28 protein-coding genes are annotated in these 25790 nt (G+C 61.6%); 11 read left to right on the forward strand and 17 right to left on the reverse strand.

All coding sequences use genetic code 11. The features are described from left to right. Positions 1–101: 101 nt before the first annotated feature. Entirely contained in the window at positions 102–524 is a 423-nt protein-coding gene (locus ABD906_RS08625; RefSeq protein ID WP_345099106.1) for a VOC family protein, read from the forward strand. Between the two features lie 88 nt (positions 525–612). Here ABD906_RS08625 and ABD906_RS08630 read toward each other — a convergent pair whose 3' ends face one another. From ABD906_RS08630 to ABD906_RS08640, 3 genes are all read right to left on the reverse strand, one after another. Further along, positions 613–1095: a hypothetical protein gene (locus ABD906_RS08630; RefSeq protein ID WP_345099107.1), complete on the reverse strand. Its 483-nt coding sequence runs from the start codon at positions 1093–1095 to the stop codon at positions 613–615. Positions 1096–1105: 10 nt separating this feature from the next. Continuing rightward, positions 1106–1528: a hypothetical protein gene (locus ABD906_RS08635; RefSeq protein ID WP_345099108.1), complete on the reverse strand. Its 423-nt coding sequence runs from the start codon at positions 1526–1528 to the stop codon at positions 1106–1108. 165 nt (positions 1529–1693) lie between these two features. Next, the gene (locus ABD906_RS08640) at positions 1694–2218 is read right to left on the reverse strand and encodes a GNAT family N-acetyltransferase (protein WP_345099109.1); all 525 of its coding nucleotides are present in this window, start codon (positions 2216–2218) and stop codon (positions 1694–1696) included. A gap of 254 nt (positions 2219–2472) precedes the next feature. Between ABD906_RS08640 and ABD906_RS08645 the strand changes: the two genes are divergently transcribed. Next, the gene (locus ABD906_RS08645; RefSeq protein WP_345099110.1) at positions 2473–3453 is read left to right on the forward strand and encodes a glutathione S-transferase family protein; all 981 of its coding nucleotides are present in this window, start codon (positions 2473–2475) and stop codon (positions 3451–3453) included. Positions 3454–3465: 12 nt separating this feature from the next. Here the strand turns inward: ABD906_RS08645 and ABD906_RS08650 are convergent, their stop codons facing one another. Further along, positions 3466–3726, reverse strand: coding sequence for a hypothetical protein (locus tag ABD906_RS08650; protein WP_345099111.1), 261 nt, complete (start codon positions 3724–3726; stop codon positions 3466–3468). Positions 3727–3835: 109 nt separating this feature from the next. On the opposite strand from ABD906_RS08650, the gene hemF reads away from it, so the two are divergent. The 6 genes from hemF (at position 3836) to ABD906_RS08680 (ending at position 9134) form a co-directional block, all read left to right on the forward strand. Then, positions 3836–4750, forward strand: coding sequence for an oxygen-dependent coproporphyrinogen oxidase (gene hemF / locus ABD906_RS08655; protein WP_345099112.1), 915 nt, complete (start codon positions 3836–3838; stop codon positions 4748–4750). Between the two features lie 163 nt (positions 4751–4913). Continuing rightward, complete coding sequence (locus ABD906_RS08660; protein ID WP_345099113.1) at positions 4914–5216, forward strand: DUF6665 family protein; 303 nt, start codon at positions 4914–4916, stop codon at positions 5214–5216. A gap of 370 nt (positions 5217–5586) precedes the next feature. Beyond that, positions 5587–6147 carry a ubiquinol-cytochrome c reductase iron-sulfur subunit gene (gene petA / locus ABD906_RS08665; RefSeq protein WP_345099114.1) on the forward strand — a complete coding sequence of 187 codons (561 nt, stop codon included), beginning with the start codon at positions 5587–5589 and terminating at the stop codon, positions 6145–6147. Between the two features lie 22 nt (positions 6148–6169). Further along, positions 6170–7456: a cytochrome b gene (locus ABD906_RS08670; RefSeq protein WP_345099115.1), complete on the forward strand. Its 1287-nt coding sequence runs from the start codon at positions 6170–6172 to the stop codon at positions 7454–7456. A gap of 24 nt (positions 7457–7480) precedes the next feature. Continuing rightward, on the forward strand, positions 7481–8308 hold the full coding sequence (locus ABD906_RS08675) for a cytochrome c1 (RefSeq protein WP_345099116.1): 828 nt from the start codon (positions 7481–7483) through the stop codon (positions 8306–8308). 280 nt (positions 8309–8588) lie between these two features. Then, positions 8589–9134, forward strand: a complete 546-nt coding sequence (locus ABD906_RS08680; protein WP_345099238.1) for an adenine phosphoribosyltransferase — start codon at positions 8589–8591, stop codon at positions 9132–9134. Positions 9135–9179: 45 nt separating this feature from the next. On the opposite strand, the gene ABD906_RS08685 is transcribed toward ABD906_RS08680, so the two are convergent. From ABD906_RS08685 to ABD906_RS08695, 3 genes are all read right to left on the reverse strand, one after another. Next, complete coding sequence (locus ABD906_RS08685; RefSeq protein ID WP_345099117.1) at positions 9180–9662, reverse strand: MaoC family dehydratase; 483 nt, start codon at positions 9660–9662, stop codon at positions 9180–9182. Beyond that, positions 9659–10132 (reverse strand): MaoC family dehydratase, encoded by a 474-nt coding sequence (locus ABD906_RS08690; RefSeq protein ID WP_345099118.1) that lies wholly within the window; start codon positions 10130–10132, stop codon positions 9659–9661. Before ABD906_RS08690 ends, ABD906_RS08685 begins: the two co-directional genes overlap by 4 nt. Positions 10133–10249: 117 nt before the next feature. After that, a complete protein-coding gene (locus ABD906_RS08695) occupies positions 10250–11221 on the reverse strand; it encodes a magnesium transporter CorA family protein (protein ID WP_345099119.1) in 972 nt (323 codons plus the stop codon). A 164-nt stretch (positions 11222–11385) separates the two neighbouring features. On the opposite strand from ABD906_RS08695, the gene ABD906_RS08700 reads away from it, so the two are divergent. Continuing rightward, positions 11386–12060, forward strand: coding sequence for an outer membrane protein (locus ABD906_RS08700; protein WP_345099120.1), 675 nt, complete (start codon positions 11386–11388; stop codon positions 12058–12060). Positions 12061–12141: 81 nt separating this feature from the next. Here the strand turns inward: ABD906_RS08700 and ychF are convergent, their stop codons facing one another. The 3 genes from ychF to ABD906_RS08715 form a co-directional block, all read right to left on the reverse strand. After that, positions 12142–13245, reverse strand: a complete 1104-nt coding sequence (gene ychF, locus ABD906_RS08705) for a redox-regulated ATPase YchF (RefSeq protein ID WP_345099121.1) — start codon at positions 13243–13245, stop codon at positions 12142–12144. A gap of 144 nt (positions 13246–13389) precedes the next feature. After that, complete coding sequence (gene pth, locus ABD906_RS08710) at positions 13390–14127, reverse strand: aminoacyl-tRNA hydrolase (RefSeq protein WP_345099122.1); 738 nt, start codon at positions 14125–14127, stop codon at positions 13390–13392. Positions 14128–14168: 41 nt separating this feature from the next. Continuing rightward, positions 14169–14786 carry a 50S ribosomal protein L25/general stress protein Ctc gene (locus ABD906_RS08715; protein ID WP_345099123.1) on the reverse strand — a complete coding sequence of 206 codons (618 nt, stop codon included), beginning with the start codon at positions 14784–14786 and terminating at the stop codon, positions 14169–14171. A 316-nt stretch (positions 14787–15102) separates the two neighbouring features. Here ABD906_RS08715 and ABD906_RS08720 point away from each other — a divergent pair, with 316 nt between their 5' ends. After that, complete coding sequence (locus ABD906_RS08720; RefSeq protein WP_345099124.1) at positions 15103–15489, forward strand: DUF488 domain-containing protein; 387 nt, start codon at positions 15103–15105, stop codon at positions 15487–15489. An 8-nt stretch (positions 15490–15497) separates the two neighbouring features. Here the strand turns inward: ABD906_RS08720 and ABD906_RS08725 are convergent, their stop codons facing one another. Next, positions 15498–18437: an autotransporter family protein gene (locus tag ABD906_RS08725; protein WP_345099125.1), complete on the reverse strand. Its 2940-nt coding sequence runs from the start codon at positions 18435–18437 to the stop codon at positions 15498–15500. Between the two features lie 606 nt (positions 18438–19043). Between ABD906_RS08725 and ABD906_RS08730 the strand changes: the two genes are divergently transcribed. Next, positions 19044–19268 carry an ECs_2282 family putative zinc-binding protein gene (locus tag ABD906_RS08730; protein WP_345099126.1) on the forward strand — a complete coding sequence of 75 codons (225 nt, stop codon included), beginning with the start codon at positions 19044–19046 and terminating at the stop codon, positions 19266–19268. A 178-nt stretch (positions 19269–19446) separates the two neighbouring features. Here ABD906_RS08730 and ABD906_RS08735 read toward each other — a convergent pair whose 3' ends face one another. The 6 genes from ABD906_RS08735 to ABD906_RS08760 form a co-directional block, all read right to left on the reverse strand. Beyond that, positions 19447–20379: a ribose-phosphate pyrophosphokinase gene (locus ABD906_RS08735; RefSeq protein ID WP_345099127.1), complete on the reverse strand. Its 933-nt coding sequence runs from the start codon at positions 20377–20379 to the stop codon at positions 19447–19449. A gap of 205 nt (positions 20380–20584) precedes the next feature. Further along, a complete protein-coding gene (locus tag ABD906_RS08740) occupies positions 20585–21154 on the reverse strand; it encodes a hypothetical protein (protein WP_345099128.1) in 570 nt (189 codons plus the stop codon). Positions 21155–21203: 49 nt separating this feature from the next. Beyond that, on the reverse strand, positions 21204–22355 hold the full coding sequence (locus ABD906_RS08745) for a M24 family metallopeptidase (protein ID WP_345099129.1): 1152 nt from the start codon (positions 22353–22355) through the stop codon (positions 21204–21206). Then, on the reverse strand, positions 22355–23140 hold the full coding sequence (gene pgeF, locus ABD906_RS08750) for a peptidoglycan editing factor PgeF (protein ID WP_345099130.1): 786 nt from the start codon (positions 23138–23140) through the stop codon (positions 22355–22357). Before pgeF ends, ABD906_RS08745 begins: the two co-directional genes overlap by 1 nt. 414 nt (positions 23141–23554) lie before the next feature. Beyond that, on the reverse strand, positions 23555–24337 hold the full coding sequence (locus ABD906_RS08755) for an omptin family outer membrane protease (protein WP_345099131.1): 783 nt from the start codon (positions 24335–24337) through the stop codon (positions 23555–23557). Between the two features lie 459 nt (positions 24338–24796). Further along, positions 24797–25780 carry an omptin family outer membrane protease gene (locus ABD906_RS08760; RefSeq protein ID WP_345099132.1) on the reverse strand — a complete coding sequence of 328 codons (984 nt, stop codon included), beginning with the start codon at positions 25778–25780 and terminating at the stop codon, positions 24797–24799. Between the last annotated feature and the right edge of the window lie 10 nt (positions 25781–25790).

The following is a 25790-nucleotide window of genomic DNA, read 5'->3' on the forward strand; positions in this document are numbered from 1 at the left end:
GGCATGTAACCCCCGAAAGCGCTGGACGTATGCCGCGGAAAGCGGCCAACCGAATGCGCCAGCCTGCGTTGGGTACGCCAGGCTACCGGAAGGAGGAACCGATGCGGCAGCAGATCTCCGTCATCACCCTTGGCATCCGGGATCTCGAACGCTCCCGCCGCTTCTATGAGCACGGCTTCGGCTGGACGCCGGTTTTCGCCAACGAGGAGATCATCTTCTACCAGATGAATGGCTTCGTGCTCGGCACGTTCCTGCTGTCCTCGCTGGAAGCGGACATGAACGGGACGGGCCTGCGCACCCCGGGCGCCTTTTCGCTCGCCCACATTGTCCGCACGAAAGAGGAGGTTTCGCCGCTCATGGATCGGCTGCTGGAGGCGGGAGGCCGGCTTCTGCGCGCGGCGGATGCGCCGCCCCACGGCGGCTTTCGGGGCTATGTAGCGGATCCCGACGAACACGCCTGGGAAATCGCCTGGAATCCGGCCTGGACCATCGCGGAGGATGGACGCGTGACCTTTGGGGTTTGACCATCCGCGCGGCGATGCCCGGCCGCGCCCAGGCTGCGTGCTGGACCGGACAGGGAACGCCGGGCCCGTCGGCAGTCCGGTATCGAAGCTACGCTTCGGCGGGGCCGCAGAAGCTTGCGGATAGCACATTCACGCGACCGTCCGGCGCGATCGCAAGGGTGAACTCGGTGACCTTGCTCAGCATCATGGGAGATGTCTTGAGGACATCGCCGTCCGGCAGGCTGATGTCGCCCTTCACATTCTTTCCGTGAAGGATGATGTCGTCGCCGGATCGCGTGATGTCGAGGCGCAGTTCGATCTCGGGGCCGACCATCATGTTTGCTGCTTCCGTTGCATCGAACTTGCCGCCATTGTGCTTCATGGCGGAAGCGGCGACGTCGGCGAACACGCCCTGCGAGGCAAGGACTTCCACAGCGGTGTGCTGCCGTTCCGTCACCGTGCCTCCGGAAAGAAGCACTCCCCGGAAGATCTGCAGCATGAGCTGCGGATCGTTGGGCTTTCCGCCCTCCGGCGCGGCGAAATCGAGCCGGTCGCCGTCGATCGAATAGGTCGTCCGGGGAAGATCCCGCATGAGCTGCGCTTCATGCTGACGGAAAAAGGCGCTGTCTGTCCTCCCGCGCCCTGCCTGGATCGAGCACGTCACCAACCAGCCTGTTCCAGGTCGTGGCCAGGTACTCTTGGCTGCAAACCGTGATCTGCTGGTGATAGGCGGGCAGACCGCCTCCGAAGTTGATCTCCAGCGCGAAACCGAATGCCTGTGGGACGATCGAGAAACGGTCTTGGAAGGCCCCGCCGGCAAGCCGCTGCAGCTCCCGGAAGCTCATGAAGCGTTCATCGTCCGGGGCCTTGGGGGCGTAGAGTCGGGCCAGGTGGCGCTTTGCCTCCGCGAGATGTGTCCCGAGGAACCAGTCCATGATCCGGTCCCAGATCTCTTCGATCCGTGAAGCGCCGGGCTTGCCCCGGGCAGCGCGTGCCGCGAGCGCTTCGACCTCCCTTGCGGTCAAGTCCAGCTGCCCTCCAAGCCGGGTCTGAAATGAGATGAAGGCAGTCATTGGCAACGCCTGAACAGTGATAGCTGTGTCCCTTATAGGCTGTTGCCAGTTTCCATCTGTAATAGATGTGACAGATTATGCAGATTTATCAGTATGTTCTGTCATGTTTTCCGCGCGTTACGTCGTCTGGGGCGTTGACGCCAGCCGCGCATGGATGACTGAGCCCTTGAGCTCGGAAAGCGCCCCCGGGATGTGTTCCACGGCCAGCATCCGGTTGGGGTCGGTTGGCCGCGGCATGACGACCTGGCCATAGGGAATGCGGCGGAAGCCGAGCGGCTCGTAATAGGGCGCGTCGCCTACAAGCATGGTCACGCCCACGCCCGCCTTCTGCGCCGCCTCCAGCGCCATCCGCACCAGCGCCTTGCCGAGGCCCTGGTTCTTGAACTCGGGCTTGACCGCCAACGGACCGAGGAGCATTGCACGTCCCTTGCCGGCGGCAATCGGAGTCATGCGGACCGAGGCTATGACGTGCCCATCCTTCACCACGACGAAGGACATCGAACGGTCGTGCGGCCCGCCCTCGCGGATCTTGTAGGAGGATTTCACGAACCGGCCGGGGCCGAAGGCTTCGGCATTGATGGCCTCGATTTCGGCGTCATGCGCCGGAGTTTCCTGCATGAAGGTGACGTCGGAGATGGACATGCGGTGTATCCGATGAGCGTGGATTGACTTGAGGCGTGCGGAAACGCCCGCGGTTCAGCGGGTCCAGCCTTATCGTCGTCGCTCAATCGGATAGTGCGTCACCTGAGTTTTCTCCCCGAATTGCGCTCCGGTATCATCAAATTCATTGCTCGTCCATATGCTTCTTTCGATCTGTTGACGCAGCGTTCATCGCGGCGGCCCTTGTCCTTCCGGCGCAAGCCCGTACATCAAGGTCAAAGACAGGGAGAAAAACGATGGGCCTTCTCGTGGATGGCGTCTGGCATGATGAGTGGTACGATACTTCCAGTACGGGAGGGCGTTTCGTACGCTCGCAGTCACAATTCCGCGACTTCGTGACTCCAGGTGGCGAACCCGCCGAGGGGCGCACCCGTGGGTTCAAGGCGGAGCCCGGCCGCTATCACCTTTATGTCTCCTGGGCCTGCCCTTGGGCGCACCGCACGCTGATCTTCCGCAAGCTAAAGAAGCTGGAGGATGTCGTCACCGTGTCGGTCGTCCACCACTACATGGGGGCGAACGGCTGGACTTTCCTGCAGGAAGACGGCGCGACCGGCGACCACCTCTATGGGTCCGATTATCTCTACCAGATCTATACCCGCGCTGACCCGCATTACTCCGGCCGCGTGACCGTTCCGGTCCTCTGGGACAGGAAGACGGAGACCATTGTCAACAATGAGTCCTCCGAGATCATCCGCATGCTGAACGAGGCCTTCGACGAGTGGGGCGACGCGTCTGTCGACTTCTACCCGAAGGAACTGCGGGCCGAGATCGACGCCATCAATACGGTGGTCTACGACAACGTCAACAACGGCGTCTACCGTGCCGGTTTTGCCACCACCCAGGAGGCCTATGAGGAAGCTGTCACCCAGCTTTTCGCCACGCTGGACGAGCTGGAAAAGCGCCTGTCACGCCAGCGCTACCTGGTCGGCAACCGCCTGACCGAGGCGGACTGGCGGCTCTTCACCACCCTCGTGCGCTTCGATCCCGTCTACGTCGGACATTTCAAGTGCAACATCCGCCGCATCGCCGATTACCCCAATCTTTCCAATTACCTGCGGGATCTGTTTCAGGTGCCGGGCGTGGCCGGGACGGTGAATATGCAGCACATCAAGGCCCACTACTATGGCAGCCACAAGACCATCAATCCGACCGGCATCATCCCCCTTGGACCGGAAGCCGACTACTCGAAGCCGCACGACAGGGGAAGGTTTGGCTAATCTTCAGTCGCCTCAATCGGCGTTCGGCAGTCTTCTCATCGTGAACTCGATCTGGCCGCCGGGGCGTTCGGCCCATCTTTCGACTTCGGTCCAGTAGGCCTGCTTGGGCCAGCGTTCCAGCCATTCCCGCGCCTTGGCCCGGGCCTGTTCCCGCGGAAGGGAGAAGGTTTCGCGGATGAATCCGTCCCGCGGCAGCCGTCCGGCCGGCTGCGCTCGCTTCTTGTCGAGGCTCTTCTTCAACCCCTCGAGCGGCGGTTTGGCGGGCATACGCACGAAAGAACTCCTTGACCCGTCTTGCAATGAGATTACGGATCAAAAATAGAAATTGCGAGTCAAAATGTGCCGCGGGGCCCGGCTGGCCCCGCTTGCAGGAAGGAGTTCCATGGAACCGCACGAGATCCTCGTTGGCCTGCCCGAAGGCATCGAGCAGAAGAAGGAGATTGCCCGGCAATGGTTCGAGGAGCTGCGCGACAGGATCTGCGCGGAGTTCGAGCGGCTCGAGGACGAGCTGACCGGCCCGCTCTCGGATCTCGCCCCGGGCCGTTTCGAGCGCACGCCCTGGCAGCGTGACGAGGGGCGCGGCGGTGGCGGTGTCATGTCCATCATGCATGGCCGCGTGTTCGAGAAGGTGGGGGTCCACGTCTCGACGGTCTATGGCGAGTTCTCGCCCGAGTTCCGCCGCAACATTCCGGGAGCCGAAGCCGACCCGCGCTTCTGGGCATCCGGCATTTCGCTCATCGCCCACACCTACAATCCGAACGTGCCGACCGTTCACATGAACACCCGCATGGTGGTCACCAGCCGCCAGTGGTTCGGTGGCGGCGCCGATCTCACGCCGATGCTGAACCGCCGCCGCACCCAGGAGGATCCGGACTCGGTCGACTTCCACCAGGCCATGCGCGACGCCTGCGAGAAGAACAGCGGGGTAGCGGATTACGCGAAGTTCAAGAAGTGGTGCGACGACTATTTCTACCTGCCGCACCGCAAGGAACCGCGCGGGATCGGCGGCATCTTCTACGACTGGCTGCACTCGCCGGAAGAAAAGGGCGGCTGGGATGCCGACTTCGCCTTCACGCAGGATGTTGGCCGCGCCTTCCTCGACATCTATCCGAAGCTCGTGCGCCGCAACTTCACCACGCCTTTCACGGAAGAAGACCGGGAAGAGCAGCTCATCCGCCGCGGCCGCTACGTGGAGTTCAACCTTCTGTATGACCGCGGCACGACCTTCGGCTTGAGGACGGGCGGCAACGTCAATTCCATCCTGTCGAGCATGCCGCCTGTCGTGAAGTGGCCGTGAGCGGCGGCGAAACTGGAACCGAAGCCTGGCGCCGTAAGGTTGCCAGGCTTTCCTCTCGCGACTGTCCAGCTTATTCTGTCCATGTCCGACGGCCCCGGCGCGTGGACTTCTGAGACGCAGAAGCCGCAAGACTTGTACCCGCACTGAACGGGAGAAATGCCCCATGTTCCGACTGCCCGGACAAGGCTCCCGCCAGCACACCGGCCTTTCCGCCCTGGACCAAGAGATTGCCGGCGAGATTGCCGCTGCCCTGGGCCATGCCGGTCGCCGGGCGGAGAAATGGGTGGCGGCTTTGCTTGCCTTCGAGGGGGATGAAGCCGAGCGGCTTGCCCTGTGCAAGAAGGCCGTCGATGCGGTTTATGCCTATTTCGTGCAGCGTGAGCTGGCCGGGATGCGCAACCACGATGAGGTCATCCGGTCCCTGCGGATCCCGCGTGAGGTTCTGGCCCGGCTTGGCCAGAGCTGAGCGCCGTGTTCCGTCGTCTCGACCCCGGACCCGTGTCACGCGGCAGGGAAGGGCCCAGATCGGCGCCGGCATCCCGGTGCTTTGTGATCGACTCAGCGGCCGGGTAAGCGACTCGCGTGAGTCGCGCGTTCGTCCTTGGGGCTCGCTGCATTGTCTTGGGGCGTCAGGTGTTTATTTTACCAACCATTTTCCCCGCGACAATCTGCCCAAAAAAACGGGTGCGACTGGACAAGCGCTTATGTCGAGCATAGAAACCAACGCAAATTGCCGGGGGAAGGCTTGATCTAAGTGGTGGAGTCCATCCATCGCGAGGATAAAATGATATAAACTGTCCTTCGGTTTCAGCCTGAGGTGAAAGGATCGAGGTCTCGTGAGCGCTACCGAATCCCAACATACTCGCCGCGATTTTCTCTACGTCGCCACCGGTACTGCCGGTGCAGTAGGTCTCGCTGGCGCTATCTGGCCTTTCATTGACCAGATGCAGCCCGACGCATCGACACGTGCCCTTGCTTCGATCCAGGTGGACGTGTCCTCCGTCGAGCCTGGCATGTCGCTGACCGTCAAGTGGCGTGGCCGCCCGGTGTTCATCCGCAACCGGACCGAGCAGGAGATCGAAGAGGCTCGCAGTGTTCCCCTGGCGGAACTCAAGGATCCGATCGCTCGTAACCAGAATCTGGCTCCGGACGCTCCCGCCGACGACCTGAACCGTTCTGCAGGCGAGGGCAAGGAGAACTGGCTGGTCATGCTAGGTGTCTGTACGCACCTGGGTTGCGTTCCGATCGGACAGTCCGGCGACTTTGGCGGCTGGTTCTGCCCGTGCCACGGCTCGCACTACGATACGGCTGGCCGTATTCGTAAGGGGCCTGCGCCGGAAAACCTTCTCGTTCCGACCTATTCGTTTGTTTCCGATACCGTGATTCAGATCGGTTAAGGGCGTAGGGAGCACATTTTTCATGAGCGGTGGACACTCGACCTATACACCCAAGACCGGCCTGGGGCGCTGGATGGACGCCCGTCTTCCCCTGCCGCGTCTGGTCTACGATTCCTTCATTGCCTATCCCGTTCCGCGTAACCTGACATACGCCTATACGTTCGGCGGCATTCTCACGCTGATGCTGGCGGTGCAGATCGTTACCGGCGTGGTCCTGGCAATGCACTATGCCGCGAACACGGGTATCGCCTTCAGCTCCGTCGAGAAGATCATGCGCGACGTCAACTCCGGTTGGCTGATCCGCTACATGCACGCCAACGGCGCGTCGTTCTTCTTCATCGCAGTCTACATCCACATCATGCGCGGCCTCTACTACGGCTCTTACAAGGCCCCGCGCGAGATGCTCTGGATCCTCGGGTGCGTGATCTATCTCCTCATGATGGCGACCGCCTTCATGGGCTACGTGCTGCCGTGGGGCCAGATGAGTTTCTGGGGCGCGACCGTGATCACCGGCTTCTTCACGGCCATCCCGCTCGTGGGTGACTGGATCCAGCAGCTGCTGCTCGGCGGCTTCGCGGTGGACAACCCGACGCTGAACCGCTTCTTCTCGCTGCACTACCTGCTGCCCTTCATGATCGCCAGCGTTGTGATCCTGCACGTCTGGGCGCTGCATGTGACGGGCCAGACCAACCCGACGGGTGTCGAGGTGAAGCACAAGACGGACACGGTGCCGTTCACGCCCTACGCCACGGTCAAGGACGCCTTCGCGATGGTGGTGTTCCTCCTGGTGTTCGCCTACTTCATCTTCTACATCCCGAACTACCTGGGTCACCCGGACAACTACACCGAGGCCAACCCGCTTTCGACGCCGGCGCACATCGTTCCGGAATGGTACTTCCTGCCGTTCTACGCGATCCTGCGTGCGATCACCTTCAACATTGGACCGATCGACTCCAAGCTGGGCGGCGTTCTGGCCATGTTTGGCGCCATCGCGGTTCTCTTTGTGGTTCCGTGGCTCGACACGTCGAAGGTTCGCTCCGCCGTCTACCGTCCGTGGTACCGGCTGTTCTTCTGGATCTTCGTCGCGGACTGCCTGTTCCTCGGCTGGCTCGGTTCGCGTCCGGCTGAAGGCGTGTATGTCGCCATGGCCCAGGTTGCGACGCTGTACTACTTCGCCTTCTTCCTGATCATCATGCCGGTCCTCGGCCTGATCGAGACGCCGCGCCGCCTGCCGAACTCCATCACCGAAGCGGTGCTGGAAAAGAACAAGGCTGCCGCGCCTGCCGCAGCCACCGCAAACGAAGGCTAAGCGATGCGCAAAGGGATTAAGTCGATGAACACGTTTATCCGCACCTTGGCCGCGCTTGGCATCGGTCTGTCGCTGGCCGGTACTGCTGCTGCCGCCGAGTTCCCGCATGAGAAGCCGGTCGAGCAGAGCTGGAGCTTTGCCGGCCCCTTCGGCAAGTACGACAAGGCCCAGCTGCAGCGCGGCCTGAAGATCTACCGCGAGGTCTGTTCGTCCTGCCACTCGCTGAGCCGCGTGGCGTTCCGCAACCTCGCCGACCTCGGCTATGATGAAGCCCAGATCCGCACCCTCGCGGCGGAGTACGAGATCCAGGACGGCCCGAACGAGGACGGTGACATGTTCACCCGTCCGGGCACCCCGTCGGATTACTTCCCGTCTCCGTTCGAGAACGCGAATCAGGCCGCTGCCGCCAACAACGGCGCGGTTCCGCCGGATCTCTCGCTGATCGCGAAGGCCCGCGCGGTGGAGCGTGGTTTCCCGACCTTCATCTTCGACATCTTCACCCAGTACAACGAAGGTGGCGTGGACTACATCTACAGCCTGCTGACGGGCTACGAGGAAGCGCCGGAAGGTGTCCAGGTGCCGCCGGGAACCTACTACAACCCGCACTTCATCAACGGCATCTCGCTGTCGATGGCTCCGCCCCTTTCCGACGGTCAGGTGACCTATGACGACGGTTCGCCGGAGACGCTTGACCAGTACGCCCGTGACATTTCCGCGTTCCTGATGTGGGCTGCCGAGCCCCATCTCGAGGCCCGCAAGTCCACCGGCTTCGTGGTCATGGTCTTCCTGATGCTCTTCGGCTGCCTGATGTATCTGACCAAGCGCAAGGTCTGGTCGAACATCGAGCACTGATCGGCTTTGAACGAAGGTTTGGAAGGGCGCTGTCATGGCGCCCTTTTTTCTTGCTCTGATGGATGTGTCGTCTATTTGTGGAGCTGGACGGAAGACGGAACTGCGGGCGCTGCCGCCTCTGCCTGTTGTCGGCCTCTGCCTCGGTGCAGGCGGCAAGGAACGGGCGGTTCGGGAAAGGGTGGTGTCGTCTTTCCGTTCGGAACCGCGAAAGACCAACCATTGGAACAGTTGGCGAAGATCCCGGCTGCTCTTAGCCGCTTGAGAGGGTGAGGACTTGATGATGACGAGGGCGCTTGAAGAGGTTTTGCGCGATGCCATTCGCACGATTCCGGACTATCCGAAGCCGGGCGTCCTCTTCCGGGACATCACCACTCTCCTGGGCAATGCGCAGGCGTTTCGCCGCGCGATGGACGAGCTGGTTGCGCCCTATGCCGACAGCCACATCGACAAGATCGCCGGCATCGAGGCGAGGGGCTTCATCCTGGGCGGCGCCATGGCGCACCAGCTCTATGCGGGCTTCGTGCCGATCCGCAAGAAGGGGAAGCTGCCCCATGAGACCGTCCGCGTCGCCTACAGTCTGGAATACGGACTGGACGAGATGGAGATGCACGTGGATGCCGTTTCACCCGGCGAGAAGGTCATTCTCGTCGACGATCTGATTGCCACCGGCGGTACGGCCGAAGCCGCCTGCCGTCTCCTGAAGCAGCTCGGCGCGGATATCGTCGCGGCCTGTTTCGTGATCGATCTGCCTGACCTCGGCGGCCGCGCCAAGCTGGAAGCGATGGGCATAGACGTCCGCACCCTGATCGCCTTCGAGGGCGAGTGAGGCTCCTCCCCGGCGGTCGCGTTCGGGCATAGACTTTGGATCGCTCTAGGGCAGGCTGGCCCTCACCAGCACGGCGTTCTCCATCTCCAGCACAAGGTCGCCGTTCTGGTTCACCGCCTCGCCCTTGAGCGTCAGGACGATCCATCCCGGTCGCGACCTGACCGGACGGTACTCGATATTTGTCCGGAAGAAGGTTATCCGGTCGCCCGCATAAACGGGTTTCACCCAGCGGAGGTTCCTGAAGCCCGGGGAGGGGCCGAACTCGGGCTCGGATCCTTCGCCATGCCAGGGGATTCGTATTGTGCGCTCGCGCGCTGCGCAGTTGTAGCGCATCCACATAGCACATGTGTGCCAGCCCGAGGCGCAGAGCCCGCCGAAAAGGGTGTGGGCGGCCTTCTCCGCGTCGACATGGAAGTCCTGCGGATCGAACTCGCGGGCAAATTCCACGATCTCGTCGGCCGTGAACTCGTGTGTGCCGAGCTCGATCCGCTCGCCGATCCTGAAGTATGTGTCGAGGGCCTGGCTCATGGGGCTGCTCCTGCCTCCGGTTCGCGCAGGGCGAAGAGAATCGGGTTTTCCAGTTCGAGGACCGTCTCGCCGCGCTGGTTGGTCAGCACGTGGCGGAAAGTGACGAGGCCGACATTAGGCCGCGACCGGAGAACCCGTTTGGACAGCACCGTGGAAGAGCCGCTCAGTTCGTCGCCGGCCAGCACCGGCCGCTTCCAGCTGAGTTCGGAAATGCCCGGCCCACCCTGTGATGTGGAGTGCTTCAGGAAAGCCTCATAGGCGAGCCGCATGAAGATGCTGCACGTATGCCATCCGGATGCCGCGAGTCCGCCCAGGAGGCTGGCCCTGCCGGCTTCCTCGTCGAGGTGCATAGGCTGCGGGTCGAACTGGCTTGCGAAGCGAACGATGTCCTCCGCCGTCACCTTCACCGTGCCGAAGGGCAGCGTCATGCCCTCGGTGAAGTCCTCGTAAGCGCGTATCGTTTGCGTCACGTCCCCCTCCAGTGGATTGTCTGCCGAACCGCCTCTTCGGCGAAAGCCGAGGCGGCAGGGTCCATCAAGCCTTCCCGCGGCGTGCCTGCCCCTGCTGACCTCCAGGCAATGCCGCGATCAAAGCCATCCGCGCCGCTTGAAGTAGAGATACGGCAGCAGCGCGGAGACAACCATCAGGCCGATAGCCCAAAGGTAGCCGAACTTCCAGTGCAGCTCCGGCATCAGCTCGAAGTTCATGCCGTACATGGATGCAACGAGCGTCGGCGGCAGGAAGACGACCGCTGCCACCGAAAAGATCTTGATGATGGCGTTCTGTTCGATGTTGATCATGCCGAGCGTCGCGTCGAGCAGGAAGTTGATTTTCTGCGACTTGCTGATCGCGTGGTCCGAGAGGGACATGATGTCCCGCGAAAGCACGCGCACCCGGGCGGTCAGATCCACCTCGCGCGCGGAGAGTTGCAGGGTGCTCAGGTAGGCTGAGAGGCGGCGCAGCGTCAGCAGGCTTTCCTGAACGTTGGAAAGCAGATGCTCCTTCCTGCCAAGCTGATGCAGGATTGCATGAAACTTGGTGTCGCGCGTCGAAGCCTTTCTGTCCCTCGTATGGAAGATCTTGATGGACAGGTCGAGGATGTCGCGGCTCGCGCGCTCGAGTATGTCGGCGATGCGGTCGACGATCACCTCCAGCAGACCGATCAGCACCGACTGGCCGGTGTCGCTGCCGATCGGCGTCTTGCAGGCGATCTCCGGAAAGGTCTCAAACGCATAGGGGGTATGGAAACGCAGCGTGAGTAGCCGGTTTCCGGCCAGGATGAAGGTTACAGGTCCCATCTCGGGAGAGTCGTCGTCACTCTTGGCGGGCAGGGTGGCCGTCATGTAGTGAACGCCGTTTTCAGCGTAGAGACGGCTGGAAAGTTCAATTTCTTCCATCTCCTCCCGGCTTGGAAACTCGATGCCCAGCCACGCCTCCACGGTGTGGCGTTCCTCGTCGGTGGGTGCCAGAAGGTCAGCCCAGACAATCTCGTCCCTGTGGGCTGCTGGGTCGTTCACGGCGCGCAGGCAGCCATTGTCCGGAACGTAGGCGGTGAGCATGCTTGTCTCCTCTGGCGCGACCATCAACCTCTACCGGTTCGCGGGCTGCGAAGGCTTTCGGTACCGCTACCCCGGCGTCATATGTGATTTTCTCTCGTTGTCATCTGGAACTGAGAAAGATCAAATTTTATACATGACGGGCAAGTCTATGTAGGCGGGATATTATGATAGCCCGTATTGTAGCGTGTGTCGCCCTGGTGTCGGCTTCCACCGCCGCACCGGCGGCTGACATGTCCACGGGAACCGGGTCGTCGCTGAACTGGTCCGGTTTCTATGCAGGTGCCCAGATCGGCTACGATGTCGGTGGCCGCGCCGAATACACCTACTTCCAGACTCCTGGTTCCGATTACAACTACAACCATGGCCTGCGCGGCTTCCTGGGCGGCATCTACGCTGGCTACAATCACCAGTTCGACAACGGCGTGGTTCTGGGCGTGGAAGCGGATGCCTGGTTCGGTGATGTCCACGGTTCGTCCCATGCGCCGGGCGACGACGAGTTCCGGGCCAAGACGAAGATCGACCGGGCCATCAGCGCCCGTGCGCGGTTGGGTTTTGCGGTTGACCGTCTCATGCCCTATGTGGCCGGCGGGGTGACCTCCGCGCACATGAAGTTCAACGAGCATCTGAACGCGAGCCACTACGCCAGCGCGAAGAAATCCCTGATCGGGTGGAACGTTGGCGTCGGCGTCGAATACGCGCTCACGGACAACGTGTCCCTGCGCGGCGAGTATCGGTACACGCGGTTCAGCAAGAAGGACTTCATGACAGACATCACCGACGAGTATTCGCTGAAGTCGTACACCCACGACATCCGTCTGGGCGTGTCCTACCGCTTCTGACAACTTCGGCAAACGGAAAAGAAAACCCCGGCCTGAGCCGGGGTTTCTTGTATCGCATTGCGTGTCTGGAACCGCGCCGTCTTAGACGTTGAACTTGAACAGCATCACGTCGCCGTCCTGGACGACGTAGTCCTTGCCTTCGTCGCGGGCCTTGCCGGCCTCACGGGCTGCCGTTTCGCCGCCCAGTGAAACGAAATCGTCATAGGCGATGGTTTGGGCGCGGATGAAGCCGCGCTCGAAGTCCGAATGGATCACGCCGGCTGCCTGCGGAGCCTTGGCGCCCCGTCGCACGGTCCAGGCGCGTGCCTCCTTCGGACCCGCGGTGAAGAAGGTGATCAGGTCGAGTAGCTGGTAGCCGGCCTGGATGAGTCGGTTGAGGCCCGGCTCCTCGAGACCCATCGCCTGCAGGTATTCGGCTGCTTCCTCGTCGCTGAGCTGCGCGATCTCGGCCTCGATGGCCGCCGATATGATGACGACGCCAGCGCCCTGTGCCGCCGCCATTTCCTCCACGGCCTTCGTATGCTCATTGCCGGTGGCGGCATCGCCTTCGGCGACATTGCAGACGTAGAGCACCGGCTTCGACGTGAGCAGGTTGAGCGAGCGCAGGATGCGCAGCTCCTCTTGGTCGAGGTCCTTGAGCAAGAGGCGCACCGGCTTGCCGTCCTGCAGCAGCGCGAGAGCCTTTTCCATCACGGGCAGCACGGCCATGGCTTCCTTGTCCTTGCCGGATGCCTTCTTGCGCAGGGGCACGATGCGCCGTTCGAGGCTTTCCAGGTCGGCGAGCATCAGCTCGGTTTCCACCGTTTCAGCGTCCGCGACCGGGTCGATGCGGCCCTCGACATGGGTGATATCGTCATCCTCAAAGCAGCGCAGCACGTGGACGATGGCGTCCACCTCGCGGATGTTGGCGAGGAACTGGTTGCCTAGGCCCTCGCCCTTGGAGGCGCCGCGCACCAGACCGGCGATATCCACGAAGGAGATGCGGGTCGGAATGATTTCCTTGGAGCCCGCCGCTTCGGCAATCTTCTTCAGCCGGGGATCCGGCACGGCGACTTCACCGGTGTTCGGCTCGATGGTGCAGAACGGGTAGTTCGCAGCCTGCGCTGCGGCCGTCTTCGTAAGCGCGTTGAAAAGGGTCGACTTGCCGACATTCGGCAGTCCGACGATCCCGCATTTGAAACCCATTATGCGTGTCCTGTAGCGTTCAAGAATGTTGCCTTGGCTATGGGGTAGGGGAGGGAGCGCGTCAAGTCCGGATCTGCCGGCATCGCTTCGCCGGAGCCAACAGCCGTGACCTGTCCCCTGCGGGCCCTGTATGACGCGCCTGCGCTATTCGTCCTTTGGGCCGAACAGCTTCTTGAGCATGGCTGCCATCGGCCCCGTTTCGGGAACTTTCACGGCGGGTTTGTTCGGACGCGTCTGCCGGATATGGCTCTGTCCCTTGGGCTTTGGTTCGGCAGCGGCTGCCGCGCCCGTGCTCTCTTCGGCCTTGTTCCTGGGAGGCTGCACCGCCAGGCTCACGCGGTTCATGAAGCCCGCGTCGTCGCCCTTGCAGATGAGCTCGATATTGTCGGCAATCGCTTCGAGTAGCGGTTCCAGCCACTCGCGGTCCGCCTTGGAGAAGTCGCCCAGCACGTAACCGGTGACCCGCGATTTGTCGCCCGGATGCCCGATGCCGATCCGCACGCGCCGGTAGTCGTTGCCGCAATGGGCGTCGATGGACTTGATTCCGTTGTGACCGCCCGAGCCGCCGCCGCGCTTTACGCGCACCTTGGACGGGGCGAGGTCAAGTTCGTCGTAGAGAACGATGAGATCCTTCGGCTCCAGCTTGTAGAAGCGCATGGCTTCGCCGACCGCCTGGCCGGAAAGGTTCATGTAGGTCTGCGGCTTGATGAGGAGGACCTTTTCGCCGCCGATGCGGCCTTCAGCGACCAGTGCGCTGAATTTCCTGGCCCAGGGGCCAAAGGAATGGCGGCGGTGTATCGCATCCGCCGCCATGAAACCGACGTTATGCCGCTGCCCCGCATATTGCGGCCCGGGATTTCCAAGCCCAGTGATCAGCAGCATGGTCGATGATCCCTGTATGCGACCGGGAGCGGTGCGAAGCCTTATTCGACCTCGGCAGCATCCTCGGTCTGCTCAGCTTCCTCGGACTTGAGGCCGGCCGGAGCAGCGATCGTGGCGATCGTGAAGTCGCGATCGGTGATGGTCGGCGTGACGTTCTTCGGCAGCGCGACGGCCGAAATGTGGATCGAGTCGCCGAGATCGACGCCCGTGAGGTCCACGACGATGTGCTCCGGAATCGCGTCGGCCGGGCACTCGACCTCGACCTGGTGACGCACGACGTTCAGCACGCCGCCGCGCTTCAGGCCGGGGGACTGCTCTTCATTGATGAACTGGACCGGCACCTCGACGGTCACCACGGCGCCCTTGCTGATGCGCAGGAAGTCCACGTGCAGCGGCATGTCCTTGACCGGATCCATCTGGTACTCGCGCGGCAGGGCGCGAATGGTCTTGCCATCGACCTCGATGTCAACGATCGTGGTCGTGAAATGGCCGCGATAGATGCGGTGGTAGATCTCGTTTGCGGAAACCGTAATTGAGAGCGGGGCCTGCTTGTCGCCGTAGATGACGGCTGGGATCTTTCCTTCACGGCGAAGCGCGCGGGCGGACCCCTTACCGACCCGTGTGCGCGGCTCAGCCTTAAGCGTCGAGCTCTGGCTCATGGTATTATCCTTTCGGTTACTGGAGTATCCCCGGGCGACTGTCACGCCGGCCCGGAAACGGAAAAGCCGCCCTGACGGCCTGCCGTCGGGCGAACTTCCATCCACGCTGCCTCCAAGGGTGTCTACGTGGACGCGGCTCTATAGCTCACGCAGTCGTTTTGCGCAAGCATCACGGGCCGGAGCCCTTCATTTTCAAGGAAATTCCGCTTGCGGCGAAAGGTTGCGGGCAGACCGGATTCTGGGCACCATTGCCGTGGCCGGAATGGTACGGTGAGCTGTCTCCCCGCATGACCGGCATCCGGCCAGGAGGAAGGTCATGGTTGTACATATCGTCCGTCTCGGCACGCCCCGGCTGGAGAACGAGGGGCTTCGCATCGGGACGGTACGCCGTCCGCCCCGGGGCGTGCCGAAGGAACGTTTCGCGGCCGACGACTGGTATGACGTCTGGTATCCTGAACTGTCCCCGAGCCCCGACCTGGTGTCTGAAGCCCTGAAGGCCCGGACGGATGCCGAGTGGGATCGCTTCGTCCGCGCGTTTCGCAAGGAGATGAAGCAGCCGGCCGCGAGCCGTACCCTGGACCTTCTCGCTGCCCTCTCGCGCACCGCCAACTTCTCCGTTGGCTGCTACTGCGAGAACGAGGCCCGCTGTCACCGCTCCGTCCTGCGAGATCTGCTGAGGGAGAGGGGAGCCGATATCGCTTAGGGTTCGCTTCACCATTTCATGCGGAAGCCCACTGTCCCGGCATAGGCATTCGCGGAGCCGATACGCTCGAGATTGGTGCTGGCATTGGCTTCACCATAGATTGCAAAGCGTCCGTCCGCCCAGCTGAATGTTCCGCCGATGCCCAGTGCGCCGTCGAGCGACTGCTTGTCCCGCAGGAAACGAACACCCTCCACATTCACCTGCGACTCGTTTCGGATATCCTGCATGAGGTTGGAAATTCCGTAGACCTGCAGGCGTCGCTTGCCATTGGGACTTTGCCACTCGGAATCGCGGTTGATTGCGATACCTGCCCGTCCAACGAGCCAGCTGCCGGTGTCCAGCTTCACGGATGCTCCAAAGGCATCGGTGAAGGGGTCGAAGCTCACCGTTGAATGGATGAGCTGGGCTTGCGGAGTGAGCGACCAGCCGTTGGAGAGTTCGAACCGTTGCCCGAGTTCCAGGCTGAAGCTTTCGCCTCTGCCGCGATTGTCGCTTACAAGGCGGCGACCCGCCGTGCTGGAGTGAAGGTGGCTGTCGAACCGGCTGAACAGCGCCCTGCCATCCGCGTAGAAACCATTCTCTCCATACCAGGTGAGTGTCGCCCCGAAACCAAGGCCGGCCGTTTCGATCGTTCCGTTGCCATGGGGCGACTGGACCTGCGAGGCGACGGTGCCGTGTTGGACGTAGAGGCCGCCGATCAGTGTGCCGAGTGCGTTCTCGAACATGCTGAAGTCGGCTCCGGCGCTGAGTTTTCGGCTGCTGGCGTCATAGGATGCTCGGCTGGTGGACCCGTAGGCATCGGAGGTTGCGTGCCTGGCTCCAATCCGTGCCCATACGCCATCCAGCCGGTCGAGACGCGAAAAGACGCCGGTTGCGGTTCCCCAGAAATGTGTACCCAGGCGTTGCTGCAACGTGTCCGGTTCGAGGACCTCACGCAACACTCCAGCGTAGCTTTCGTAGAGCGGTACGCCCGGCTGATAGAGCGGTTCCGTGCTTGGCTGCGGCCGAAAGCCTGAATTCGGTCCGGCACCCGTGCCATTCCCGCCGCCTGTGCCAGAACCACCACTTCCACCGTTCCCACCACCCGAACCTCCACCGGTATTGGGATCGGACCCGCTGGCTGTCATTTGTGAACGCAGGTACCAGTCTCCATCGTTTGGATCGGTGATGCCGTTCTTGTAGAGGCGGTAGGCATAGGCGCCGGCCACAACCGCAGGTTCGCCATCGAGGACATAGTCGCCGTTGAGTGTGAACACGCCGTCCGAATTGCCAGCGACATCGATGATCTTGATGCCCTCCTGGGTAGGCGCACCGAGTCCGCCGTTGTTGATGACGGTTACGGTTGTCGATCCGGACGTGTTGCCGTTCACCACCAGCATGTCGGTAGGCGAAGTGTCGTCACCCAGTACGGTTTCGATCTCGATCGTGCCGCCGTTGCCGACATAGTCACCGGCGACGATCAGCGTGCCGATGCTGTTTCCGGGGGCGACGATACCGGCATTATCGACGTTTCCGACTTCCCCCGTGCCACCCAGCCGTCCGGCAGCTCCGACGCTGACCAGGCCGCCCAGCCTGCCGTTCACATAGAGAGCGCCCCCCTCGATGGATGTCGTGCCGGAAAAGGCCGAACTGTCGCCCGTGAACCGCGTCACGCCTGACAAGATGTTGATGCGTCCTTGCCCGTCCGCGGTTGAGGACATGGCGGATGACAGTTCGTAGTCGGTGTCGGTGTGGTTGAACGTGATCGTTCCGATGCCCTCCCCGAAAATGATGGATGGAATGATGACTTCGCCGGAGGCCGTGGCCGCTTCTCCAGCAGCTGCGCCAATATTGAGCGTCCCGACGCCGGTGGCGTCTTCTGCCAGGAACAATGTGCCCGCGCTCAACTTTCCGTTGTTGGTGACCGTTACGGAGGCTTCTCTGGCTGCCGTTCTTCCAATTCTTAGGTTGTTGCGTACCGTGAACTCCGAACCAGCGCCGGAGATGATCCCTTGCGATGCCCCGGCCGTCGTTCCGGTTGTCCAGAATGCCATGTTTTCGGTATCAAACCGCCCGCCATCCACGACAGAAATCGTTCCAAGATATGCCTCTGTTGCCTCGCCGACAGCCCAGCTTGACCCTTGCCCGGAGATGATGAGTGCCACCGGACAGGTGGCCGTATGAAACGGTCCGCCGATGGTCAGGCCCAGTGAGCGGACCTTTCCCCCATCTGTCACGTTGAAGGTGTTGGTGTGATGCCCGAACGCAATGTAGATGTCGGAATTGGAGGCATCGAGCTCCGAACCCTGACCGGCGACGTTCGTTGTGATCGTCATCGCGTAAGGCCCGAACCTCCCGAAGAAGTTTGAGTTGTTTCCCGTTATGATCAGCTTCCCGCCATCGACGATGTTCAGCGAAATCTCATCGTCGCGATTGATCCAACCAAGCTGCAGGCCCCCCGTTGTCAGCACCGATCCAGGCCCTGTCACCGTGAGGGAGGAGGAGCCGCGGGGTTCGTTCAGAGCAATGGCGAGAAGCGTGTTGGTGGCGTTGATTTGCCCCCCGCCTTCCAGCCTCACATGGGCACCGGCAATACGTGCAAGGCCGTTTGTTGTGGTATTGCCGGTCAGTACGAGCGTGCCCCCGCCCCTTATGATCAGCGCATCACTGGTTTCCGGATCGCTGATGATTGCATTGCCGATGATGGTTGAGCTTATGGACACCCGGGTATCGGCTCCATTGATGGTGATGGCTGGTGCAGTTCCCGTGAATGTCAGCGTGCCATTGGAGAGGCTGTAACCATCGGTCTGGAAGGTGAGGAAGCGGGTCGAGACCGCTCCGCCGATCGTGACCGCACCGGCTGTTCCCCCGAAGATTGCGGTGTCATTGGCTGCACTGTTCCACAAGACATACGGACCGGTGGTTCCGTCGCTGCTCTGGCTCCAGTTTGTGGAGGTCGTATCCCACACGCCGGCGCCACCCAGCCCAGAGGCCGTGCCGTTTGGATCCCAGTGACGGTCGGCTGCCGACGCCCCGCTGGCAGCAACAACCGCGTAAAGGAGACTGGCAGCTGCGTGTATGTTGAAAGGAAGATCAGAAGTCTTTGTGGTTGGCTTGTTTCCTGGCGCAACGTGTTCGCTGTTGGTTAATGTGACAGAAGATAACAAAAGAATTCTGTTGGATGGATCTTGATATCTTAGTATCATTTATCCCGCATCTCCCTGTTATGTATTTGAGATACTTGCCGTATTCAGTTCATGTCAGCTGTAGGCTGAAGCCTTTCCGGTCGTGCTGGATGACCGGTCCCCGTGCGGGAGCAACTGGTTTCGTAACCGGGAAGACAGAATCGTGACGGCAGGACTGGCAGGACGCAATGCGGGGCAGACTAAGTGCCGTATCAGTACAGGGGAGGGGGGATTACGGGCGCATTACGGGAGACTGCTGCGTCAGCGCCTTTGCGAACTGCTTGGAAATGTCTGGGCGGGACGAGAATACGTAAGAAAAGCGATTATACACTTTACAAACAGGCGATTGAGGGTCACCGTCCCCATCACTGATGGAGACGGGGGCTATCGATGTCAGGCGACCAGATCACTATTAAGTTTGAATGCCTCAAATGCGGCGGAACCGTTCTCGAACGCCCTGACGACTATACCGATGACTCCATTGCTAAATGCAAATCCTGCGGGCAGGAGTTCGGGCGTTTCGGAGACGTGAAGGCCAAGGCGATGGATGTCGCCAAAGCGGAGGTCAGGGCGCACTTCAAGAACCCTTCAAGGGCCTTAAGAGCCGGAAGATGAAATGAGTTCGAGCGGATAATCATTGGCATTCCATTGAAAGAGCCCGCCTTACTTGGCGGGCTTCCTTGCTGTCGACTTCTTGGTCGGTTTCGGTTCGCGCGGCGTTCGCGCCAGCCGGCCCATCAGCAGTTCGGCAGCGGACTTAACTTCGTCCGCGCCGATCTCGCGGTTCGGCCTGTCAGTCGAACAGGCTGGACACCGATTGTTCGGAGGCCGTGCGCAGGATGGCTTCACCGATCAGGTCGGCGATGGTCATCACGCGGATGTTCGGCGCGGCCTCGACCGCAGAAGTCGGCTGGATCGAGTCGGTAATGACAAGCTCCTTGAGCTTCGAGCTGGTGATGCGCGAGACCGCGGCACCCGACAGCACGCCGTGGGTGATGTAGGCGGTGACGCTCGTCGCGCCGTTCTCGAGCAGCGCCTCGGCGGCGTTGCAGAGCGTGCCACCGGAGTCGACGATGTCGTCCACCAGGATGCAGTCGCGGCCCTTCACGTCACCGATGATGTTCATCACCTCGGACTCGCCGGGACGGTCACGACGCTTGTCGACGATTGCGAGCGGGGCGTCGATGCGCTTGGCCAGCGAGCGGGCGCGCACCACGCCGCCTACATCCGGCGAAACCACCATGACGTTCTCGGCCTTGTAGTTGACCTTGACGTCGCGGGCCATGACCGGGACGGCGAACAGGTTGTCCGTCGGGATGTCGAAGAACCCCTGGATCTGTCCGGCGTGCAGGTCGAGCGTCAGCACGCGGTCAGCGCCGGCCTGAGTAATGAGGTTGGCGACCAGCTTGGCGGAAATCGGCGTGCGGCCAGAGGTGCGACGATCCTGCCGTGCGTATCCGAAATAGGGGATGACCGCCGTGATGCGGCGAGCCGACGACCGACGGAAGGCGTCGATCATGATCAGCAGCTCCATCAGGTGGTCATTGGCCGGATAGGACGTCGACTGCAGGATGAACACATCCTGGCCGCGCACATTTTCCTTGATTTCAAAGAAGATTTCCTGGTCTGCGAACCGCTTCACAACGGCCTGGCCCAGGGGAATGTTCAGGTATCGGGCAACGGCTTCCGCAAGCACCCGGTTTGAATTGCCCGCAAAGAGCTTCATGGGAGATATCCTCGGCAACTGCCTTCGTTGAGGGCGCTTTTACCGCCAAAGAGCGGCAATGCAAGCTTTGCGTTCCAAAAATCCCCTATTGCATAGCAGCCGTGACTTTCTCGTCACGTCTCAAAATGTGTGCGGTGCGCTCCGGGTTCCGCCGCGGCGCGACCAGGACGCGCGACGTCGCCGATGCGGAGCCGGCCGCTGGGGCTCATGTCCTGCTGCGGGACAGCCAATCGAGCAGACCGTCCACCGTCTTCTGGCCGATCCGGGTCATGGTCTCGGCGTCCACTGCCTGCCATCCGGAGTCGTTGCCGCTCACTCTCTCCTGGCCCTGCAGGCGGTGCAGACGGTTGCCAGCCTTGTCGGTCACGTCCCACACATAGATGACGAGCGTCTGACGATCCTCGTCAACGGTCGAGAAATAGCCGTTCACGACGAGCGTCGCCTTGTCGGAGGTTTCGATCGAAAGACCCCGTTCGCGGGCCCGCTGGTTGAGGCCATTCTGTAGGGGCGAGAGCGCCTCGGCCGGCGTTCCCAGCGCCGAGGCGAAATGCACCCTGGCGACTGCGATGGCTGCCGCCGCAGCCTGCGGGTTGGCGGGGGTGGACTGTGTTGGCATGGCGGCATCAGCCGTTCCCGCAGCAGCATCTGGCGCGGTGGACGTCTCGGCACCCGCCTCGCCGTTCTCCTTGTTCAGGTTGATGGCTTCGGTTCCGGAACACGCGGTCAGAACGAGACTGGCCACCACCAGGCAGCTGGTCAGATACAGTCGCTTCATGCGCTAAAGCCCCCGCTCCAACATTCCTGCGACATCACCCCTCGAACGCTTATTTGACAATCAGATCAAGGCCGTATCGTGACAGGCGGCGAGGTTCTCCCGTCGTGGTGAGATAGGTGCGGCCGAGGGTCATGGCGCAGCCCTGCTCGGAATCCATGATGATCATGTGTGCGAACAGCGTCATGTCCGGTCCGATGGGCTCCGGGTTGCCTGAGTAGAACATCTGCGGCTCCATCCACGACGGGGCGAACCGGGCTCCCACCGAGTAGCCGCAGGCGTTGAGACGATGCTTGGTGAGGCCGTGCGCCTCCATTACCTTGGCATGGGTCTCGAAAACATCGCCGAACGTGTTGCCAGGGGTCAGCACCTTTTCCACCGCCGCCAGCGCTGCAGCAGCGCCCTCATAGAGCTCCTGGTGGGCCTTGGAGACCTTGCCGGTGAGCACGGTCTGCATCATCGGTGCGTGGTAGTGGTGGTAGACGCCCGCCCATTCGAGCGTCAGCTGGTCGTTTTTCGTCAGCTTGCGCCGTCCTGCCTTGTAGCGGCAGAGCAGGGCATCCGGTCCCGAGCCGATGATGAAACCGTTGGCCGGATAGTCGCCGCCGCCGGCGAACACGGCGCCCTGCATTGCCGCCAGAATGGCGGCTTCGTCCGCGCCGGCCTTGATCACCTTGAGGCCGGCGTCGAACGCTTCGTCCGAAAGCTCGGCCGCCCGGACCACCTTCTCGATCTCTGCCGGGCTCTTCACGAGCCGCAGCTTGGGAACGATGGACGAGGCGTCCTCAACCTTGGCGAAGGTCTGGAGCTGCTCGTCGAGCGCTCTCGCATTCCTGCCCGTGAGGCCGTGCGTGTCATATTCGACGCCGATCCTCATGCCGAGAAGGTCGAGATCGTTCAGCAGGTTGCGCAGGTCGGCCGCTGGGTTGGCGCCGTGCCGGTCGTTCCAGAGGACGATGTTCTCGATGATGGAGGTGTGCCGCGCCTGGCGCAGGTCGGCCGAGCGCGTGAGCAGGACCATCTCGCCGTTCGACTTGACCACCAGGCACTGGAAGAAGCAGAAGCCGAACGTATCGTAGCCCGTCAGCCAGTACATGCTCTCCTGGGCAAAAAGCAGGATGGCGTCGAGCTTGCGCTCTGCCATCTCGATCAGGAGGCGATCGCGTCTCGCGTCGAATTCCGCACGGTCAAAGTGCAACCCCATCAACTGTCTCCCAATACAATGACCGAGATCTGTCGGCCGTAGTCCTGTTCACCTCTGTGGGTCGTGCGGCGGTAGGAAAAGAACAGGTCTTCCTCCGCATAGGTGCAGCGCCCGAGACACGAGGCGGTGACTCCGGCGCGGCTCAGGCGGTCGATGGTATATGCGTTGAGGTCGAACAGGGCATGTCCCTCCCGCCCCGAAGGCGCCAGGTAGGCGTCGTTGGCAGGGCTTTCCGCGGTGAGCCGCTCGATGAACTCTGGCCCGACCTCGTAGTTCCGTTGTGAAATGGAAGGTCCCAGCACGGCAATGATGCGACTGCGTTTGGCGCCCAGGCGTTCCATGGCCGCCACGGTGTTCTCCAGCACGCCGCCGACCGCGCCCTTCCAGCCGGCGTGCGCCGCGCCGATCACGCCCGCTTCGGCGTCAGCGAACAGCACGGGGCCGCAGTCGGCGGTGAGCACGCCAAGTGCAAGGCCGGGTGTGGCGGTGACCATGGCGTCCGCCTTCATCTCCTGGGCGCCGACGGGCTGGCTGACGGTCACCACGTCCGGCGAATGGCACTGGTAGACGGTGCACAGCCGGTCCGCCCCGACCCCCATTGCCGCCGCGACGCGGCGACGGTTTTCAAGGACCAGTTCGCGCGCATCGGAGGAGCCCAGGCCAACGTTCAGGCTTGCGTAAAGCCCGCCCGAAACGCCGCCGTTTCGGGTGAAGAAGCCATGGCGGATTCCCCGAACATCCAGCTCTGGCGACCGGATTGGCTCCGGTTTCAAGGCATCCTGCATCAACCGCTCCAGCTTTTCCTCACAAGCGCGGGATCGTGGGGCAGGGGTGTCCGGCTGTCAATCCGGCAGATGGGACTGAGATGTGGGCAAGGGCGAGGCAGCCGTAGGGAGAGACCGTTCTCCCGGAGGAGGGGTTCCTCCGCGTGCGTTGTCTGCCAGATCCCCAAAGCGCCTGTCTCAAGCAAATGTTGCCGGGGTTTCGCCCCGGCGGCGGCCAATACCCCTCCGCCGGCGGCGGCGCTAGAACCCCACCTTCAGTCCGAACGATACCGTGAGGTTCTTTAACGCTGCTCCCCCGGTGCCGTGACTCTGCGTTGTGAAATTCTCCTGCAGGTCCGTTACCCAGAAGTTGCCTGCCATCTCGTCGAATCTCTCGAACTGCGCCGCAGCAAACATTGTCGCCTGAGGGGACAGCTAGTGGTGAACCTCGCCCCTGATCTGCACGAAACGGGCATTATTGTAATCCGTGCTGTAGATCACCTGGCGGCGCCAGTGGCGGTCAGCGTCCTGCGCGCCCACGGTGGCGCCCAACCGTGCCTGGATGGTGATAAGTGTTTGTGCGAACTCGCCGGCCCAGCTTGCGCCTATGAATGCGGCAGGGATCCGTTGTTCGTAGGTCACCCCCAGCATATCCGGGAAGGACCCGGTAAAGTCCCTGAAATCGTTACGGCTGTAAATATATCTTCCTCCGTAACAATTGAACTTGATGGTCGCATATTTCAGGCCGCCATGCAGGTTGATCCTCTGGGCATGGCCTACGTTGAAATCCTGCCCTAAGGCGAGATCGGCGTCGAAGTACCGTTCGACGTCCACGGCTTCGTGATGGGAATAATCCGTCCACTCTTCAAAGCGGAAACTTCTGAACTGGGGTTTGTTGGACAGCCAGTCATAATCGTCCATGCGGGTGGTCGCGAACAGGCCGATCCGGGATCTGACGTCCACCGTCAGTCCTGACGTAGATCTGAAGTCAATCCCGCCAATGAAGACCGGCATCTGGGATTTCCAGATCAGGTGGCTAATTCTGTCCCCGTCCACATAAACCTTCTCGTCAGCCCGAATCCATGAATAGCCGATCTCATAGGCTGTTCTCACATCCTCGATGCCCCAAGTATTCGCGGGGCGGGGGCTGTAGTCAGCGGCGTGGGCGCCTTCCGAAAGTGCAATTGTAAAAATAATTGTTTTAAGAATTTTTCGCATTATATATTATTTTGTAATAGTATGTTTCTGATTATATTAAAAAAACAACATCATAAATACCTCTGGTATTCTAATTTGTTTTGCCGTGCAAGCATTCATTGTCCAGGCGCGCAGACGCCTCGGAAAAAGCTGTGTGCGTTTTACCTGGAACGCCAGGCGAGAGTGGATCAGAGCGGGTTTTGGTTCAGGATCGGCGCCTGAACGGGATGTCCATCGGGGGGCAAGGCGTTCGTTCGACCGCATGGCGGCCGGCCGGCAAGAGCATCCGCTTCTGTAGCAGGATCAGGCGGCCGGCGGGGGACGGGGCGCGTCTCCCGCGCGAAGGTGGCTCGGGCTGGGTCACGATGCCCAGCAGAGTCTTCACCTGCGTGCGGCTGTCGCCCGACGAGCGCAGATGTCGGCGCAGTTCCGGGACAGGAGGAAACCAGGTTTCACCCGGAACTGTACCGGAATGAAGCTCTAGAACCTGACCTTGAGGCCAAACGAGACAGTGAAGCTCTGTAAAGCCGCTCCTTCCACGGAATCCGAGTCCGGGTCGCGCCGGTTCGTCCGCATGTCCGTCGCCCGGTCAATTCCCAACATTTCAAAATGTCGTTCGAAGTCTGCCGCGGCGAAGATCGCGGCTTGCCCGGACAGTTGGTGTTGCATCTCGGCTCGAAGCTCCAGAAAGGGAGCACTCTCAAGCCGGGTCTGAAAGAGAAGGGGGCGCAGCCAGTGCCAGTCGGTGTCCCGCGCATGGAATGTCGCGCCGGCGCGAGCCTCGGCCGTGAGCCGGATATTCGTGAACGTTCCGCTCCACCGCAGGCCGGCGAAGGCAGCCGGGATCTTCTGTTCGTAGAAGATGTTCGGCACATCGGGAAAGGTGCCGCTGACGTCCCTGAAACCGTCTTTGCTGTAGGTGAAGGTGCCCCCGTAGCTGTTGAACTTGATGTTCGTGTACTTCAGACCGCCGCTCAGGTTGAGAGTGTTGTCGTCGTTGAGGACAAAGTCATAACCGATCGCTATGTCTCCGGTGAAATAGCGCTCCAGCTCGACGGAGTGATGGGAGTGGTGCGTCCAGTCCTCGAAGCGATAACTCTTGAAATAGTCGTCGATCCAGTCGTAGTCGTCCATCTTGCCGGTCCCGGCGACGCCGACCCGGGCTCTGGCGACCACCGTCAGCCCCGTGTCCGATCTGAAGTCGATTTCCCCACTAATGACGGGTGTCTGTGACTTCCAGATCAGATGGCTGATCCTGTCGCCCTCGGCGTAAACCCTTTCGTCGGCCCGTATCCACGCATAGCCAATACCCGCGGAAAGCCTCAGGTTTCCTTCATCCTTGGGCTGGAATAAATGGTCTGCAGCTTGAGAATGTCCTGAAAGAGCAACAGTCGACAATATGACGGGTAGCAATATCTTCGTTGTTGCAGAAAAGCTTTTACCGAAGGATCTGACTCCTTTCATGCAGCCCGGC

The organism is Chelativorans composti (genome assembly GCF_039541695.1).
Lineage (GTDB): Bacteria > Pseudomonadota > Alphaproteobacteria > Rhizobiales > Rhizobiaceae > Chelativorans > Chelativorans composti.

What these genes read in the sequence shown, in the direction of transcription:
- ABD906_RS08625 (WP_345099106.1), top strand. Translation starts at nt 102, where the DNA reads ATGCGGCAGCAGATCTCCGTCATCACCCTTGGCATCCGGGATCTCGAA.
- ABD906_RS08630 (WP_345099107.1), bottom strand. Translation starts at nt 1,095, where the DNA reads ATGCGGGATCTTCCCCGGACGACCTATTCGATCGACGGCGACCGGCTC.
- ABD906_RS08640 (WP_345099109.1), bottom strand. Translation starts at nt 2,218, where the DNA reads ATGTCCATCTCCGACGTCACCTTCATGCAGGAAACTCCGGCGCATGAC.
- ABD906_RS08645 (WP_345099110.1), top strand. Translation starts at nt 2,473, where the DNA reads ATGGGCCTTCTCGTGGATGGCGTCTGGCATGATGAGTGGTACGATACT.
- hemF (WP_345099112.1), top strand. Translation starts at nt 3,836, where the DNA reads ATGGAACCGCACGAGATCCTCGTTGGCCTGCCCGAAGGCATCGAGCAG.
- ABD906_RS08660 (WP_345099113.1), top strand. Translation starts at nt 4,914, where the DNA reads ATGTTCCGACTGCCCGGACAAGGCTCCCGCCAGCACACCGGCCTTTCC.
- ABD906_RS08670 (WP_345099115.1), top strand. Translation starts at nt 6,170, where the DNA reads ATGAGCGGTGGACACTCGACCTATACACCCAAGACCGGCCTGGGGCGC.
- ABD906_RS08675 (WP_345099116.1), top strand. Translation starts at nt 7,481, where the DNA reads ATGAACACGTTTATCCGCACCTTGGCCGCGCTTGGCATCGGTCTGTCG.
- ABD906_RS08680 (WP_345099238.1), top strand. Translation starts at nt 8,589, where the DNA reads ATGACGAGGGCGCTTGAAGAGGTTTTGCGCGATGCCATTCGCACGATT.
- ABD906_RS08685 (WP_345099117.1), bottom strand. Translation starts at nt 9,662, where the DNA reads ATGAGCCAGGCCCTCGACACATACTTCAGGATCGGCGAGCGGATCGAG.
- ABD906_RS08695 (WP_345099119.1), bottom strand. Translation starts at nt 11,221, where the DNA reads ATGCTCACCGCCTACGTTCCGGACAATGGCTGCCTGCGCGCCGTGAAC.
- ABD906_RS08700 (WP_345099120.1), top strand. Translation starts at nt 11,386, where the DNA reads ATGATAGCCCGTATTGTAGCGTGTGTCGCCCTGGTGTCGGCTTCCACC.
- ychF (WP_345099121.1), bottom strand. Translation starts at nt 13,245, where the DNA reads ATGGGTTTCAAATGCGGGATCGTCGGACTGCCGAATGTCGGCAAGTCG.
- pth (WP_345099122.1), bottom strand. Translation starts at nt 14,127, where the DNA reads ATGCTGCTGATCACTGGGCTTGGAAATCCCGGGCCGCAATATGCGGGG.
- ABD906_RS08715 (WP_345099123.1), bottom strand. Translation starts at nt 14,786, where the DNA reads ATGAGCCAGAGCTCGACGCTTAAGGCTGAGCCGCGCACACGGGTCGGT.
- ABD906_RS08720 (WP_345099124.1), top strand. Translation starts at nt 15,103, where the DNA reads ATGGTTGTACATATCGTCCGTCTCGGCACGCCCCGGCTGGAGAACGAG.
- ABD906_RS08730 (WP_345099126.1), top strand. Translation starts at nt 19,044, where the DNA reads ATGTCAGGCGACCAGATCACTATTAAGTTTGAATGCCTCAAATGCGGC.
- ABD906_RS08735 (WP_345099127.1), bottom strand. Translation starts at nt 20,379, where the DNA reads ATGAAGCTCTTTGCGGGCAATTCAAACCGGGTGCTTGCGGAAGCCGTT.
- ABD906_RS08740 (WP_345099128.1), bottom strand. Translation starts at nt 21,154, where the DNA reads ATGAAGCGACTGTATCTGACCAGCTGCCTGGTGGTGGCCAGTCTCGTT.
- ABD906_RS08745 (WP_345099129.1), bottom strand. Translation starts at nt 22,355, where the DNA reads ATGGGGTTGCACTTTGACCGTGCGGAATTCGACGCGAGACGCGATCGC.
- pgeF (WP_345099130.1), bottom strand. Translation starts at nt 23,140, where the DNA reads ATGCAGGATGCCTTGAAACCGGAGCCAATCCGGTCGCCAGAGCTGGAT.
- ABD906_RS08755 (WP_345099131.1), bottom strand. Translation starts at nt 24,337, where the DNA reads ATGCGAAAAATTCTTAAAACAATTATTTTTACAATTGCACTTTCGGAA.
- ABD906_RS08760 (WP_345099132.1), bottom strand. Translation starts at nt 25,780, where the DNA reads ATGAAAGGAGTCAGATCCTTCGGTAAAAGCTTTTCTGCAACAACGAAG.